Source organism: Janthinobacterium sp. SUN026, assembly GCF_030397625.1.
In the GTDB taxonomy this organism is placed as follows: domain Bacteria; phylum Pseudomonadota; class Gammaproteobacteria; order Burkholderiales; family Burkholderiaceae_D; genus Janthinobacterium; species Janthinobacterium kumbetense.
In genome coordinates, this window is sequence record NZ_JAPQNU010000001.1 from 14,127 (window position 1) to 27,341 (window position 13,215).

Genomic DNA, 13,215 nt, shown 5'->3' on the forward strand with positions numbered 1-13,215 from the left:
ACCTGTAACTTCAAATCCCGACCAGCCATCTATTCCGCTCCGCTTCGTTGCCTGGCGCGTTCGCGCCAGGCCATCAGTTCATCAATCGTAAAGCCATCCATCGCTGCCGGCGTCCAGTGGAAGACGCCGGCAATGTCGGCCATGGCGTCTTCTACTTCGCCGGGGATACCGAAAGGCGATCGGCTTTGCTCGCCAAAAAACCGGCAACCTCGGCGCCCACGGCCAGCAGGTCGGCGGGATCCATGTTGGCGATGTCGTGCGTGGTCAAGGTCGGTTCGGTGATGCGTGGCAGCACGATCTGCAGGGCCGACACGTTCAGGTTGGCCAGCTCGATCAGGGAAATGCCGCGCAGGGCGCCCGCCTTGGGCTTGCGCACGGTGAGCGAGGTAATAAGGTTTTCGCCGCGCTTGATCGGTTCGTCCAGTTCGATGACGGCTTGGTTTTGGGTATCGATGTTCATGCTGTGTTCCTCGTGGTGTGGTGGTAAGTGAAAAGGGGATTACAGGCCGATGGCGTGGCGGATGGCTGCATTGGTGTCGCCGCCGCCGAAGTTCTCGGTGCCGCTCATGAAGTCCAGTTCGATGACGGTAGCGCCGTCGATCATCAGCTTGTAATAGCTGCAGGCCATGGTGTATTTATGGGTCGTGTCGTCGCCCATCTTGGCCGCGCCCATGTCGATTTCCTTGTAACGGCCGCGCACGACGACCTCGACGGCGGCAACCGTGCCGTCATCGTCTTCCTGGTAGGCGCCGGCAAAGCGCAGTTGCACGGCGCCATGCGTGTGGGCGCCGTACTGTTTCAAGGCTTCGGCGATCAGGCCGCCAGCACTCCATTCCAACGACAGCGCCTCGTTGCCGAAGTCCACGGACACGGGGCCGCTCATGCCGCCGGCGCGGTACTCTTCCATCTTGCGGCTGAGTTTCGGCAAGGTGACTTCGGGCACCATGCCCATGAACAGCACGCCGTTTTGAAATACGTTGAATTGCTTGAGTTTGTGGGGCATGCCCATAGTGTTCTCCAGTGGTCAGTTGCGCCCGCACGCGGCGGGCACGGTGATAGTTAAGTCGCGATGCGCGAGGCGAAGTCGGCCAGGTAGCGGTCGGTAATGCGTTGCTGGAATTTCAGGTTTTCCAGCGGCGGCACGGGCGTGTAGTCGTAATCGATGGCCAGCTTGCCGTCTTTCAGCGCCGTCTTGTCGTTGTATTGCTCGTCATACCAGGCGTGGCCGTCGATGATGTAGCCCTGCAGTTTCAGGTCGCGGAACTTGGCATTGATGCTTTCCAGCAGGTCGCGCACCAGGGACGGATGCAAGGGCACATCGACGTAGGCGAAGTGCGCCTCGGCGATGGTGTCGGCCAGCACCTGGGCCGTGCGCGTGTAGCTTTCGAAATAGAAGAAGCCGCCCGGCGCCTCGCAGGTGCGCGAACCCCAGAAGCGGTAGCCGCCCATGTTAATCAGGGTGGTCACTTCCTTTGCGTTGAGCACGCCGGCGTCGGTGGCGGGGTCTTGCAGGTCGAAAAACACGTCCTTGCTGATGCCGGTCGGGCCATTCACGACCACGTTGGATAACGTTTTATGCCAGCCCGTTTCCTCGTCGATCTTGGCGCGCAGGCCCATGGCGTAGGCGACGGCCGAAATGCCGGCCTCTTCATCAAGGGCGGTATCCCAGTTCACGAAGTCCGGCCAGATCATCATCACTTCACGCTGGCCGAACTGGCCGCGATAGGTGGTGGCCGCCGTGACCGTGGCGCAGCCATAGGCGGATGCGTAGACGAAGCCGCGCAGGCGCTGTGCCACGCTGGCCATGGCATTCGTCACGGCCTGGGTGTCCAGCCCCGGCGCTCCCAAGATGCGCGGTTTCACGCCCAGCTTGCTTTGCGCGGCCAGCAGCGCCTGCGCGCCCAGGTACTTGCCATCGGGCGACACGCCGCCCACGGCATTGGTGGTGGTTTCCGCTTCCGTCTCGCCTTCGGCCACGCGCACCACGACCGTCAGCGGTTTGGTCTGCGCGGCGATGGCCGCCAGGCTGCGGTACAAGGTGCCAGTCTTGCCGGCCTTACCCATGGCGGCCAGCACGTTGGTGACGAGCACGGGCGTGTCGAGCGGGAAAGCGGCCGGGTCGGCATCGTCGGCCGTGGCGATCAGGCCCAGCACGGCGGTGGACACGGTGCGGATGGGGCGCGAACCCTCGTTGATTTCAATGACGCGCACGCCATGGTGGTAGTCGGTGGCCATGTTGTTCTCCTGGTAGGTGGTGAATGTTGGGGCGTTACGGGGTGACGGGTGACGCCAGCGTTATGCCGGCGTCGGCGAAGGCGCGCCGCGCCTCGTCGGACAAGGTGGCGGCGATGCGCGCGTATTCGGCGCTGACGGCCGCTTGCAGCGTCTCGATATCCTGCGCGGCGGCAACCGTCGGGCAGATGGTGATGTCGAGCAGCCAGGCGCGCGCCGCCGCAATGGCTTGCACTGTGTCGGCGTCGCCATCGGCCACGGCGGCAAAGCCGATGCCGGCCAGGCGGTTGAGGATGGCGTCGCGCGTCTGGCGCACGCTGGCCAGATACGGCGCGGCCAGCATGGAAAACGGTGGTGGCGGCGGCGCGGTGATTTTCCACTTTCCACCAGCGGTCATGCGGATGGATGCGGACGCGGCAATGGCGTCGCGCAGGCGTGTTTCGTCTTCGGGCGATACTTCAACGGCATCATCTGGCCAGGTGCCTGCGGCATCGTAATCGGCACGCATTTGCTCTGGATAGAAGCCGCGCGTGGCGCTTGAAAAGAACATGGTGGACTCGCTTTCGATAATAGACGTCATGCTCAGTTGCCAATCGCGCGCCAGCTGAGAACGTCGGGAACGGCAGTCACGCCGTTGGAGTTGGAAACCCACGCGCCGGTGCGTGAGAGTGTTTTATCTGTCGTGCGACCGCTGAAACCAGCTGACGACAGTTCATTCATGCACTGCACCGATATGGATCGGCAGGCATTCGGGAAAGCGATGGGAAACGTCAGGTTCGGGGTGAACGGGGCCATGCTGGCGGACCCGGAGATGGTTCCCCATTGTTCGATGTCGCCATTCGGAAGGCGCCGCCAATTTCTTAATACGCCAAGCTCGCCAGCAAAATCAGCGTTGCGCCACAGCTCTGCAGTTGAATCGATGACTTGCCATGTATCTGCCGTGATAGCGACCAAGGAGACTGACTGGCCGAACTTCACGAGTATTGATGCGATGTTTGCAACGTCATAGCGAAGTAATGCATTGGCGGCCGGGGCGACGGTGCCATCGATCTTGTTGAAGCCAAAGAAGGTGACCTTGCGGCCGATGATCTGGCCGGTGCCGAGACTGTCGGGGCGAGGTAGGGTCGCCATGACGGAACCGTTGCTGAAATAGAAAGCCTTGCCAAAATCGGCGGCGGCCAGCGCGCGCGAATTAGGAAAAGCCGACATACCTGAAAGGTTCCCCAGTTCCTGCTGCACAAACTCAGCATTGGCCAGCTTTTTAGACGCGTCAAATTTTGGCAGCGTTGCTACTTCCTTCATGCTGTATTGCGGATGCGGGTCGGCGGCAGCCTGGTGCTTGGCCAGTTGCTGGTCGCCGTAGGTGCGTGCACTGGTGTCTTGCTGATCGACATAAGCGATCTTGGCCAGGAGCGGATGCGGGTCGGCAGCCGCCTGGTGCTTGGCCAGTTGCTGATCGCCATAGGCGCGCGCGCTGTTGTCTTGCTGATCGACATAAGCGACCTTGGCCAGGAGCGGGTGCGGGTCGGCAGCGGCCTGGTGCTTGGCCAGTTGCTGGTCGGCGTAAACGGCGACTTTGCCGTCTTGTTGATCGACGTAGGAGATTTTGGCCAGCAGCGGGTGCGGGTCAGCAGCGGCCAGGTGCTTGGCCAGTTGCGCATCGCTGTAGGCACGGACGACGATGTCCTGGTCATCCACATACTTGCGCGTAGCCAAGATGATGGACGGATCGATTTTCAGCTCGATGGCGGCCGTGCTGGCGACGATCAGCACGATGCGTACCACTTGCGTGCGGCCGCTGCCCTCGGCCATCAGGGGCTTGTAGCTGGGCGGGCAGTTGGCGACCGCGCACAGGTCGCCCGCCTCGTCAAAGATGCCGATTTCGCGTATCCACCAGCCGCCCACGTCTTCGGGCAAGACTTGCTCGACGATGATCTGGCTGGTGTTGGCCGGGTCGATGGTCAGCTGGTTCAGGCCGGCGCGGCGCACTTCGCGCACCAGCGTCTTTTGCGTGCGGACTGGCATGGGCAGATTGCCGTTGCCGTCGCCCACGGCGAGGTTTTTCAGTTTCAGGGTTTGACCCAGGGCGATGGCGTTGGCCAGCTTGGCCTCGCCCACTTCGGTCAGGATGGCAAAGTATGTGCTCATGGATAGATGGTCAGGGTGTCGATGGTATGGGATGCGCCGGCCTGCAACAGCGTGCCGCGCACTTCGATGGTTTCCGCGATCCAGGGATACACGGTCATGCTGTCGCCGTGGTAGGCGCAAGCGCCCGCGTAGACGGTGCCACGGCTTTCCAGATAAATGGCCAGGCCCGTCATGTGGCGGCTGACGGGCTTGGCGTCGGCAATCAGGCGTTCCATTTCTTGAAACATGGCGTCCGTGATGCCCGTGTCCAGCACGCCCACGTCGAGGCGGAAGGTGCCCGGCACGCCCGGTGGCGTGGTCTGCCACCATTCGGTGATGCGGATCAAATAGCCCAGGGACTCGACCACGCGGCGCACGGCGGCAATCGTGCCCTTGTGCTTGTGGATGAAATAGGACGCCTTGATGGTGCCGCGCTTGGTCGATTCGGGCCAGGCGTCGTCCCAGCGGTCAACGGAACAGGCCCAGGCCAGAAACGGCAGCAGGGCGACCGGGCAGCGATCGGCGCTCCACAGGTCGCGCAGCGGCACGGGCACGTTGACCAGCTCGGCGCAAGCCACGGCAATGGCACGTTCCAGTGCCGTGGTGTTGGGCGGCAGGGTCGGAACAAGCTTATTCATCGCGCACCACGACATTGAGCTTGATGGCCGTGCAGCGCGCGGCCTGGGTGGCGTTCAGTTCGATGTCCGCAGCCGGGCTGGTCAAGACGACCTTGCGCACGCCTTCAACATGCACGGCGGCGCTGCAGGCGGAACGATAGATGCTGTGCCCCAGCGGGCGGCGCGGCTGCGACACGCGCACGGCGTTGGCGCGCGCGGCGTCCAGCAGAATCGGTACTTCCGGCCCGACGCCGATAAACAAGGTGGCCTCGATCTGGTAGTCGATCACCTGGGCCGCTTGTACCGTCAGGCGGTCGCCCAGGGGGCGCACGTCCTCGGCGTTGAGCGCGCGCGCCACGGTGGCCAGCAGGTCGGCGCTGGGAATGCCGGTGGCATCGTTGGCCAGCACCGTGACGGTGACGCTGGCCGGCGCGGGGCTGGTGGCGCTTGCGTCCTTCACGCGGCCGTCGCTGCTGCGGGCGTGGAATTCATACGCCGCCTTCGGGCCGGCCACGGACAGGCCATCCGGCGCTTCCTGGATGCGCAGGCGGTATGCGTCGTTATCTTCCATGACGGCGGCCACGGGCGGCGGGGCGTTGGGATTGGCCGGCGTGATGGTCAGGCGTGCCACGTTGACGTTGGCGCCCAACTGGTCCAGGTCGCCATCGAGGGCAAACGCCAGCATGACGGCCTTGCCCGCCTCGTTGACGCGGTTGCGCAGGATGGTTTCTTGATAGCTGTTCTCTTCCAGCAGCTTGGTGGCCGGTTCCGATTCCAGCTCCAGCAGGGCCGCGACGGCCGCGCGCTCGGCTTCCGGCAGCAGGCTGACCAGGTGGGCTTTGCGCGTGGCCAGGATGGCTTCGAAATCCAGCGCCTCGACCACGCTGGGCGCGGGCAACTGCGTCAGGTCGATGGGCGTGCTCATACGGTGCCCCCTTGCTTGACGGGCACGGACAGGGTGATGCCCTGGCCATTCGCCGTGCCATCGAGCAGCAGCGCGATGGCGCCGTCCGTGTCGCGCGTGAGCTGCACGCTGGCCAGCTGCAAGCGCGGCTCCCAGCGGCGCAGCGCAAAGGCGGTGGCGGCGTAGATGCGCAACTGCGTGGCGCTGTTCAGTGGCTGGTCGATCAGCTCGGGCACTTCGGAGCCGTAACGGCGGCGCCGGATGCGCGAACCCATCGGCGTGGTGAGAATGTCGGCAACCGACTGGCGCAGGTGGCCCAGGCCCGTCAGGCTGCGCCCGGTGGCGGCGTGCATGCCCATCATGCTTGCGGCCCGCCCGACTGGTCGCCGCCGGCCCTGACGCCGCCGTGCGTGTGCTTGGCCAGGCTGATGGCGCCAGCCAGCACGTCGTCGGTCGCCTTGATGGAACCTTGCACGGCCATGGCCACGCCACCGGCGGCGCCGGCCTTGGCATTCACGCCGCCATTTAAGGTGGTAACGCCTTCCACGGTAGTGGATTGTTTGACGATCAGGTTTTTCATGACGGTCAGGTCGCCCGTGCAGATGGTGCTGGGCGCGTTCGACGTCACCTTGTCGGCGGTGACGGTGGCGGTGCCGCCGGGCAGGGTGGCCGTCAGGGCATGGGCCGCATGGTCGTACTGCACCACGGCGCCATCGGGGTAATGCGTGGTGTGGATGGTGTCGCTCGATTCGGGCGCGTCAAATGCCTGGGAGTACAGCGCCGGCACGATGATGCCGCGCGTCAGGTCGCCGCCGGGGGAAAAGACGATCACCTGTTCGCCCACGGTGGGCGCGGACCAGGTGCGTGTGCTGCCAGCGCGCCGTGTGGCCCAGTTCAGCCATTCAGTGATGAGATTAGGGCCGAGTCGGACGCGCGCCTTGGCCCCTTTGACCTCGGCAATGGTGCCCAGGCGGATCAGGTTTTGCAGCAAGCGGAGGAGGTCGGACAGGTCGGCGTTCATGCAGTGCATGTTGCCGAAGTCCGCGTGCGGATGCACGCGGGGACGGGTTGATAAGTCGATTAGCGACTATGGCAGTCCGTAAGGCATAAACTCATATTTTCCAAGCAGGGAGTGAGGAGATAGGCAGCCACCTCCCCATAGGGGGCATCACGGGGGAGCCCTTCTAAGAATGATTTAAATGTATGTGAATTCGACCATATCCTCTGCAGAGAGCCACGAAGCAAATCGTGGATTGATCACCGACGCTTCAATTTTTTTGATGTGGCGCATTTTGATTAGACCGTTCTTGATCTATTTTTTGCAGCCGCATAATCTGCTGTTGGTATAGATCGAGCCATGTCGGTTTACCAGGTCGAAGCGTAATCAACTTGGTTGTCGGCGAAAGCTCAACCGCGCGCGGAATATTTTTTATAAACGCGCGTATTGCCGCCGCAGCATGGCCCGGTGACGCCTCATTCTCAAAAACCAGCATAAAGAAGACCAACGCTCCAATAATGACGAGGCGAAGAGCATAATTTTTCTCCCCTGGCACATGGCCATAACAAATACGAACAAAAAACGGGTTCATATTTTCCGAAACGTTGGTAAAAAAAGAAAAATTCTCCTGTTTTGTCTTCGCGGTATTAGGAGTGTCAGGGCCAGAGAAATATGCCAAAATCGCAATCTTTGATCGATGGACGCGGTTCGTTCCATTGAGCATATAGGGTATGTGTGGATCAAACATGTAGCTGTGAACCCCGTCTGTGCGTGTCGAGTTAAAGGATACTTTGAGTAACCACCGGACCAACAGATCAAAGTCGTACTTCAGTGTTATCGTGCTCCGCGTATAGTTGCTAACAAGCAAGTTTGCCTCGGCAAGCAGCCGCTTTGCCGCATCATCTAAAGGACCAAGCTTTTTGCCATTGCAATCTTCGCATACGTCTTTCACAGTGGCTTCGCCTCGTATCATCTTTTCTGCTACTTCGTTCCAGCCGCTATACGACGCACTCAATGTTTTTTGAAACTCATGAAGAAACTTTGGAATAACGTGTTCCCGTGTCATTTTTGCTTCTTCTATACAGTATGCGCATTTCGGCATAATAAATATTGCCTTTTTAGTATTAAATTGATAAATTTTAGATGGTGCGATTGGGAAAGCGCGGCATTAAGGGGAGTAATATTAGGCAGTCTATATCAGCTCATTGGTAGGGTGCCGAGATTTTGTGTACGCCGATTGAGTCCGCAGCCGATAGCGATCAGCATTATGCGACTCTAACTCATTTGATAACTAATGTCAGTTGACGATTGCATTGAAGCATCTTAGTTTCTTTCCATGTGACGCAGCAACGATTCACGTATCAACGTCCGATCCGGTTCACTTAAGCCCAGCAATTGTCGCTCCGGGTACTTGTATGCCTGTCCTTTTTTTGACACGCGGTCTTGCCGGCCAAACTGGTGCACATGCGCCACGCGTGCCACCCAGCCAAAGAATCCGACCTCGATCTGTTCGCCGCTCGCCTTCACCTTCAGGTGTTTTGCGGTACGGATTTTGGCGAACATCGCCGCCTTCTGCCGCTTGATGCGCCCGTTCTTTCCTTTCAATTCCTTGCGCCGCTTGCGCGCCGGATAGGCCGCGCCGTCTGGCCCCTGCTGAGCCTTGATGCGCTGCGCCTGGCTGCGGCGCAGGTCGATGGCCACCTTGTGATTGATGGCGCGGCGCTGGGCCGGCTGCAGCTTGGCCAGCAGGGCGCCGGCCCAGGCTTCCAGCGCGTGCAGGTCGTCGCTCATGGCGTGACCTCGGGCGTGCGCCATTCGGCCAGCAGGGTCTCGCCGTCATACAGCTTCCAGAACTCGTCCGCGTAAGCGGGCATGTGCTGTATCTCGGCCAGGTGCTTGATGTCCAAGCGGCCCGCCTCGCCGGTCTTGACGGCCACGCGCTCGGTCAGGTCCAGCTTGATGGAAATGTCGACCGTTTCATGGTTATTAAAATCGACTTCGAAGGCGATGCCGTGCTTGCGCGCTTCCTCGTTGGCCATCAGGTCGAGCTGGTGCACTTTCAGCCAGGCGATCAGGGCCACCATGATGGCGTCGGCGTCGCCCGCGTAGTCGGTGACGATCAGGTTGAGTTTGAACCGATATTCGAAGGAGAGCGAGGCGGTGGCACTCGCCACCACGTTGCCCTCGTCGGCGAAGACCAGCAGGCGGTCGGGATCGCGCTGCAGGTCGGGGATGGCGGCGGCCAGGTGCTGGCGCAGGCTATTTGGTTTGTACATGGTAGGTGTCTCGTACTAGGTTGTAGGCGTCGATGCAGGCGTTCAGCTGGCGGGTGGCGTCGTCGCCTTCGCCGGCAATGGCGTCAAGAGCTGCCGCAGTCGCTGGGTCAAGTTCGGCGCGCGCTTCAATCCGATGGCCTGCGGTAGCGGTGGTATCTGCAGTGGCGGCGCAGTGGCCGCTGGCGACGGGGATTGACAGGCGCACAGCGCCGCTGCGCACATCAAGGCTGAAACGGTCACGTTCAGTTTTCGCATGGGTTTGCTCCTGGGTGAGGTGGTCGGCGCGCTGCGCCAGGGCGGCGCCGGCGGCGCGCTCCAAGGTCAGCACGCGGGCGGTGGCCTGGGCCAGTTCGGTGGCGGCGTTGGATGTTTGGATAGCCGCCGCCCGCTGCAGTTCGGCGATGGCGACATTCTTGCGCCAGCCCTGCGCCGTCCAGCCTGCGATGGCGCCGCACAGCATGCAGGCGGCCAGAGGGCGCCAGGTGCTTGCGGTCACATGGCCACCCGTTCCTTGATCCAGCCGAACAGAAAACGGCGCTGGGCCTTGTTTGCCTCGGTGATTTCCAGATAGCGCGCCGCCTGCAGACCGTTCAAGGCACGCAGCAGCACGGTGGCGCCTTCCTGGCCGCGCCATTTGAGGAAAGCGGCCAGCGCGCCCAGCGACTGCGCGCCCAGGCGGCCATCGACAAACAGGGAGGGATAGCGCGCGCCCGTGTCGTTGAAACCGTTCAGCCATCGCTGCAGGAACTCGGCCGCGCGGTGCGGCCCCATGTTCACGCCCGTGTCGATCAGCTCGGCGCCGATGCCGGCATGCAGGGCCAGCACCTGGTCGAACTTCGGTTCCGTGATGTAGCGGGCCGTGTAGATGGCGCGCGCTACCGCCACGGGCAGGTCGTGCATCCGCCCCGTGTAGCCGGTCGCGCGCGCCACGGCGACCGTGATGCCGTAATTGGTTTCGCCGCCTTTGTCTTGCGGGTCGTTCACGTAGCCGCCTTCGGCGCGCAGGATGGCGTCGATGACGCGCGCGATCAGCAGGTTTTCAGGGGTGGCCATCAGTGTTCCTTTGCGTCTTTGACCAGTTCGGCGATGTCCTTGTCGCTGCGGCGCTGGAACCACAGGGCCACGGCGCGCGATACCCACCAGCCGGGCGCGCCCACGATCAGGTCGATGGCGGAAGCGTTGACCATGGCGCCGATGGCGGGGAGCTGGGCGCACAGCAGCTGGTACACGGTGCCGCCCAGCAGGCACGAGAACACGCCTGCGCAGGCCAGCCGGGCGACAAACTCGCCCTTGTTGAAGGTGCCGTCGGCATTTAGCGGCGGCAGCACGATATACAGCATGGCGGCGCCGACCATGCCCAGCGCCGCCTTGAAGCCGTACAGTTTGACCAGGGTGGCGAAACCACCAAACGATTCTGCAGACATTGCTTGATACTCCGGGGTGAGGGGTGAGAGATTTTTCATGATGGATAAAAGGGTAAATGCCAGGATCAGTCCCATAGCTGCACGATGTCCGCCGCCTGGCCGGTGCTGGGCGCCGGCTCGGGCAGGGTGACGACCAGGCCAGCCGGCAGCACGGCGCCGTGGCGCGCCAGCGCGGGATTCATTTCCAGGGTTTGCTCGACGTATCCCGCGCCGTCGCCCAGGTAGCGCCACACCAGGGCGTCTACCGTGTCGTGCTGCTGCGTGCGCACCTGCATCAGATCAGCTCCACGGTCAGGTGCGTGCGCCCGACGATATCGGCGATGGCCCATTGCGCATTGCGCCGCTGCGCGCTGGGCGCCTCGTCCAGCCACTCCATGCTTTTCTTGTCGCTGACGGAGGTGGCCGTGCTGTCGTAATCGCGGTAACGCTCGATCAGATCCGCTTTCGCCGTGCTGTAGACGGCGCGCCGGTACTGCGCCAGCAGGCGGGATTCGCGGTTGATGCGCGTGGCCGGCACGTCCACCAGGGCGGCGATGCCTGCTTGCGCATGCTTGCCTTGCCAGTCGGCCAGCTCACGGTTGACGTGCAAGATGGCCTCGACCACGGCTTGCACCAGGCGCGCATCGGTGACGGTGCCGTCCAGGCGCATGGCGTCGCGCATATCGGTCAGCGCAATATCGGGAAACCAGCCGTCGTTCTCGATGATGCCAGGGGCAACCGCTGGCGGCGCAGGGGCGGTGCCTGGCTGGTTTGACGGGGGCAGGGCCATGAAGGACATACGGGCGCTTTCAAAATGGGGCGGTGGACGGGGTTCATCAGGTCAACATCGTTGCCGATGCGTGGCCGGAATCCCCCCGTGCCGCCGTGCTGCGGGGGATGCTCTTTACGTGGAACCGGCCGCGCGCTTGAGGCGCCGCTCCAGCCGTTCCATATCTTTCTTGACGCCGCACGACTCGGACAGGGCGCGCGCACGTTTCAGCTGGGTCATGGCCGTTTCCGCCTGCGTCACCAGCGCCGGGGCGATGTCCGCGTCGTCGGCCTGATCCAGCACGGCGATCATGGCCAGGCCGATGGCCTTATGCAGCTTGGCGCGCGCCTGGTCGGGTGCATCGCTGGCGGCCGTCAACTGTTCCACCTGGCCCAGCACCTGGGCGGCGTGCTGCGGAGCGCTGGCCAGCTTGCCGTGCAAATAGCCTTCGGCAAACTCGTCCAGCATCAGGGTGGCGATGTCACGGCTGTAAGTCTCGGGCAGGGTGAATTTGTGCGCCAGGGCGTATTCGGCCATGACCAGGGCGCGCGCGTACTCGCCCGTGTCGATGTGCCATACCAGCAAGGTGGCGAAGACGTCATCCTGGGCGCCCTTGCCGCCGGCCAGCACGCCGTCGATCCACTGCGCATAGTCGGGCAGCAAGGTGGCCTTGACCTCGATCTTGCGCTCGACGGACTGGATGGCTTTCAGGCGGCGGCGGTCGTCGGCCAGCTTGTAGAGCATCATTTCGTAGGCCGTGCCGGTGGTGACGCCCTGCGGCGCGGCGGCGCCGGCCGTGCGCTCGGCCAGCATGCGCGCACGGTGGCGCAGGGCGGGGGACTGATTCGCCATTATTTGTCTTTCAGCTCGATGTTTTCCACCAGCGCGGCCAGGCCCAGGTCTTCGATTACATAGGCGTCATTCGACGACTCGTAGTTTTCGATGCGGTCGCGCTTGGGCACGTCCTCGACGCGGCGGCGGCGCGCGCCTTCCTGGAAGTAGATCGACAGATTGTCAAAGCGCGTAATCAGGATGGCGTTGTCCGGGAAGTAGGGCACGCGCGCCGCCGGCAAGCCGCCGATGCGCTTCTGGCTGATGATGATGTCGGCTGCCAGGGTTTCCGTGGGCGCCTGCTTGGTGTTGACCAGCGGGAAATACTTGTCGTTCAAGAGCTTGCGCCCGACGATGGCCACCAGATTGGTGTCTTCCTGATACCACGGGTCCAGCAGGTTGACGGCATCCGTCACGGCCGCGTCGAGGTTGGCGTAATCCGCATCGGCCACGTCGCCGATGATGACCTTGCCCGGCATGCCGTTGGCCACCAGGCCCAGCACGCGCTCGGGCGCCAGCTCGCGCAGGTGCTGCAGCCAGCCTTTATTGACGTCCTGCAGCAGCGGATTGGCGTCCAGATCGGTGTCGGCCATGGCCTTGACGCCATTGAAGCCGATGACGATGCGGTCGAGCGCCTGGCGCGTCAGGATGGCATTGGCCACGCGCGACTGGAAGTCGGCGAACTTGGCCCAGGCGTCCAGCTTGGCGTAGTTCAGATGCGTGTCGAAGTTGGTTTGCTCGCAGCGGTATTTGGTGCCGTCCAGGGTGGACAGGTCGCGCGTCTTGCGTTCCTTGTCCTTGGTGTTGGTGCGGCCGGCAATCGGGCCGGATACGCCCAGGCCCAGCTTTTCGCCTTCCTGCTCGGTCACGCCGATGATGTTCACCTTCGACAGGAACTCGCTCGATTCCTGCATCTTCGTTTCCAGCTTTTGCTGCACGCTGGGCGTGACGCTGAAGGTCTTGGCCACGTTGTCCGTGTCGTTCAGTTGGCCCAGGCGGGTTTCATATTGGCCAAAGACCTGGCGCGTTTGCTTTTTCATAAATCAGTGCTCCGTTGTT

Annotated in this window: 20 protein-coding genes; all 20 read right to left on the reverse strand. The window is 62.6% G+C overall.

Annotation, left to right across the window (positions count from 1 at the left end; translation table 11 throughout):
* Window positions 1-29 precede the first annotated feature (29 nt).
* The 20 genes from OX459_RS00095 to OX459_RS00190 all read right to left on the reverse strand — a co-directional run bounded on the left by OX459_RS00095 (window position 30) and on the right by OX459_RS00190 (window position 13,196).
* Window positions 30-143, reverse strand: a complete 114-nt coding sequence (locus OX459_RS00095) for a GpE family phage tail protein (RefSeq protein WP_071650284.1) — start codon at window positions 141-143, stop codon at window positions 30-32.
* A gap of 8 nt (window positions 144-151) precedes the next feature.
* Window positions 152-454, reverse strand: a complete 303-nt coding sequence (locus OX459_RS00100; protein WP_289904798.1) for a phage tail assembly protein — start codon at window positions 452-454, stop codon at window positions 152-154.
* A gap of 45 nt (window positions 455-499) precedes the next feature.
* Window positions 500-1,009, reverse strand: a complete 510-nt coding sequence (locus OX459_RS00105; protein WP_289903223.1) for a phage major tail tube protein — start codon at window positions 1,007-1,009, stop codon at window positions 500-502.
* Window positions 1,010-1,059: 50 nt separating this feature from the next.
* Entirely contained in the window at window positions 1,060-2,235 is a 1,176-nt protein-coding gene (locus OX459_RS00110; protein ID WP_289903224.1) for a phage tail sheath protein, read from the reverse strand.
* A 34-nt stretch (window positions 2,236-2,269) separates the two neighbouring features.
* Window positions 2,270-2,812, reverse strand: a complete 543-nt coding sequence (locus OX459_RS00115) for a hypothetical protein (protein WP_289903226.1) — start codon at window positions 2,810-2,812, stop codon at window positions 2,270-2,272.
* Between the two features lie 2 nt (window positions 2,813-2,814).
* Entirely contained in the window at window positions 2,815-4,380 is a 1,566-nt protein-coding gene (locus OX459_RS00120) for a phage tail protein (protein ID WP_289903227.1), read from the reverse strand.
* Window positions 4,377-4,997, reverse strand: a complete 621-nt coding sequence (locus tag OX459_RS00125) for a phage tail protein I (RefSeq protein ID WP_289903229.1) — start codon at window positions 4,995-4,997, stop codon at window positions 4,377-4,379. Before OX459_RS00125 ends, OX459_RS00120 begins: the two co-directional genes overlap by 4 nt.
* On the reverse strand, window positions 4,990-5,901 hold the full coding sequence (locus OX459_RS00130) for a baseplate J/gp47 family protein (protein WP_289903231.1): 912 nt from the start codon (window positions 5,899-5,901) through the stop codon (window positions 4,990-4,992). The genes OX459_RS00125 and OX459_RS00130 overlap by 8 nt, the downstream gene beginning before the upstream one ends.
* On the reverse strand, window positions 5,898-6,242 hold the full coding sequence (locus OX459_RS00135) for a GPW/gp25 family protein (RefSeq protein ID WP_289903233.1): 345 nt from the start codon (window positions 6,240-6,242) through the stop codon (window positions 5,898-5,900). Before OX459_RS00135 ends, OX459_RS00130 begins: the two co-directional genes overlap by 4 nt.
* A complete protein-coding gene (locus OX459_RS00140; protein ID WP_289903234.1) occupies window positions 6,239-6,901 on the reverse strand; it encodes a phage baseplate assembly protein V in 663 nt (220 codons plus the stop codon). The genes OX459_RS00135 and OX459_RS00140 overlap by 4 nt, the downstream gene beginning before the upstream one ends.
* Window positions 6,902-7,148: 247 nt before the next feature.
* Window positions 7,149-7,943: a hypothetical protein gene (locus OX459_RS00145; RefSeq protein ID WP_289903235.1), complete on the reverse strand. Its 795-nt coding sequence runs from the start codon at window positions 7,941-7,943 to the stop codon at window positions 7,149-7,151.
* A gap of 257 nt (window positions 7,944-8,200) precedes the next feature.
* A complete protein-coding gene (locus OX459_RS00150) occupies window positions 8,201-8,668 on the reverse strand; it encodes a phage virion morphogenesis protein (RefSeq protein WP_289903236.1) in 468 nt (155 codons plus the stop codon).
* Window positions 8,665-9,153: a phage tail protein gene (locus OX459_RS00155; RefSeq protein WP_289903237.1), complete on the reverse strand. Its 489-nt coding sequence runs from the start codon at window positions 9,151-9,153 to the stop codon at window positions 8,665-8,667. The genes OX459_RS00150 and OX459_RS00155 overlap by 4 nt, the downstream gene beginning before the upstream one ends.
* Complete coding sequence (locus OX459_RS00160; RefSeq protein WP_289903238.1) at window positions 9,137-9,649, reverse strand: lysis system i-spanin subunit Rz; 513 nt, start codon at window positions 9,647-9,649, stop codon at window positions 9,137-9,139. Before OX459_RS00160 ends, OX459_RS00155 begins: the two co-directional genes overlap by 17 nt.
* A complete protein-coding gene (locus OX459_RS00165; protein WP_289903239.1) occupies window positions 9,646-10,206 on the reverse strand; it encodes a glycosyl hydrolase 108 family protein in 561 nt (186 codons plus the stop codon). The genes OX459_RS00160 and OX459_RS00165 overlap by 4 nt, the downstream gene beginning before the upstream one ends.
* The gene (locus tag OX459_RS00170) at window positions 10,206-10,577 is read right to left on the reverse strand and encodes a hypothetical protein (protein ID WP_070224671.1); all 372 of its coding nucleotides are present in this window, start codon (window positions 10,575-10,577) and stop codon (window positions 10,206-10,208) included. The genes OX459_RS00165 and OX459_RS00170 overlap by 1 nt, the downstream gene beginning before the upstream one ends.
* Before the next feature lie 65 nt (window positions 10,578-10,642).
* Window positions 10,643-10,852 carry a tail protein X gene (locus OX459_RS00175; protein ID WP_070313760.1) on the reverse strand — a complete coding sequence of 70 codons (210 nt, stop codon included), beginning with the start codon at window positions 10,850-10,852 and terminating at the stop codon, window positions 10,643-10,645.
* Window positions 10,852-11,355 (reverse strand): head completion/stabilization protein, encoded by a 504-nt coding sequence (locus tag OX459_RS00180; RefSeq protein WP_289903240.1) that lies wholly within the window; start codon window positions 11,353-11,355, stop codon window positions 10,852-10,854. The genes OX459_RS00175 and OX459_RS00180 overlap by 1 nt, the downstream gene beginning before the upstream one ends.
* Before the next feature lie 105 nt (window positions 11,356-11,460).
* Window positions 11,461-12,177, reverse strand: coding sequence for a phage terminase small subunit (gene gpM, locus OX459_RS00185; protein ID WP_289903241.1), 717 nt, complete (start codon window positions 12,175-12,177; stop codon window positions 11,461-11,463).
* Window positions 12,177-13,196 (reverse strand): phage major capsid protein, P2 family, encoded by a 1,020-nt coding sequence (locus tag OX459_RS00190; RefSeq protein ID WP_289903244.1) that lies wholly within the window; start codon window positions 13,194-13,196, stop codon window positions 12,177-12,179. Before OX459_RS00190 ends, gpM begins: the two co-directional genes overlap by 1 nt.
* Window positions 13,197-13,215 lie beyond the last annotated feature (19 nt).

Bases quoted from the DNA above. Each gene is read 5' to 3' on its own strand.
- OX459_RS00165 (WP_289903239.1), bottom strand. From the start codon at position 10,206: ATGGCCACCCCTGAAAACCTGCTGATCGCGCGCGTCATCGACGCCATC.
- OX459_RS00135 (WP_289903233.1), bottom strand. From the start codon at position 6,242: ATGATGGGCATGCACGCCGCCACCGGGCGCAGCCTGACGGGCCTGGGC.
- OX459_RS00125 (WP_289903229.1), bottom strand. From the start codon at position 4,997: ATGAATAAGCTTGTTCCGACCCTGCCGCCCAACACCACGGCACTGGAA.
- OX459_RS00110 (WP_289903224.1), bottom strand. From the start codon at position 2,235: ATGGCCACCGACTACCACCATGGCGTGCGCGTCATTGAAATCAACGAG.
- OX459_RS00105 (WP_289903223.1), bottom strand. From the start codon at position 1,009: ATGGGCATGCCCCACAAACTCAAGCAATTCAACGTATTTCAAAACGGC.
- OX459_RS00180 (WP_289903240.1), bottom strand. From the start codon at position 11,355: ATGTCCTTCATGGCCCTGCCCCCGTCAAACCAGCCAGGCACCGCCCCT.
- OX459_RS00095 (WP_071650284.1), bottom strand. From the start codon at position 143: ATGGCCGACATTGCCGGCGTCTTCCACTGGACGCCGGCAGCGATGGAT.
- OX459_RS00150 (WP_289903236.1), bottom strand. From the start codon at position 8,668: ATGAGCGACGACCTGCACGCGCTGGAAGCCTGGGCCGGCGCCCTGCTG.
- OX459_RS00175 (WP_070313760.1), bottom strand. From the start codon at position 10,852: ATGCAGGTGCGCACGCAGCAGCACGACACGGTAGACGCCCTGGTGTGG.
- OX459_RS00115 (WP_289903226.1), bottom strand. From the start codon at position 2,812: ATGACGTCTATTATCGAAAGCGAGTCCACCATGTTCTTTTCAAGCGCC.
- OX459_RS00145 (WP_289903235.1), bottom strand. From the start codon at position 7,943: ATGACACGGGAACACGTTATTCCAAAGTTTCTTCATGAGTTTCAAAAA.
- OX459_RS00140 (WP_289903234.1), bottom strand. From the start codon at position 6,901: ATGAACGCCGACCTGTCCGACCTCCTCCGCTTGCTGCAAAACCTGATC.
- OX459_RS00190 (WP_289903244.1), bottom strand. From the start codon at position 13,196: ATGAAAAAGCAAACGCGCCAGGTCTTTGGCCAATATGAAACCCGCCTG.
- OX459_RS00130 (WP_289903231.1), bottom strand. From the start codon at position 5,901: ATGAGCACGCCCATCGACCTGACGCAGTTGCCCGCGCCCAGCGTGGTC.
- OX459_RS00170 (WP_070224671.1), bottom strand. From the start codon at position 10,577: ATGTCTGCAGAATCGTTTGGTGGTTTCGCCACCCTGGTCAAACTGTAC.
- gpM (WP_289903241.1), bottom strand. From the start codon at position 12,177: ATGGCGAATCAGTCCCCCGCCCTGCGCCACCGTGCGCGCATGCTGGCC.
- OX459_RS00120 (WP_289903227.1), bottom strand. From the start codon at position 4,380: ATGAGCACATACTTTGCCATCCTGACCGAAGTGGGCGAGGCCAAGCTG.
- OX459_RS00155 (WP_289903237.1), bottom strand. From the start codon at position 9,153: ATGTACAAACCAAATAGCCTGCGCCAGCACCTGGCCGCCGCCATCCCC.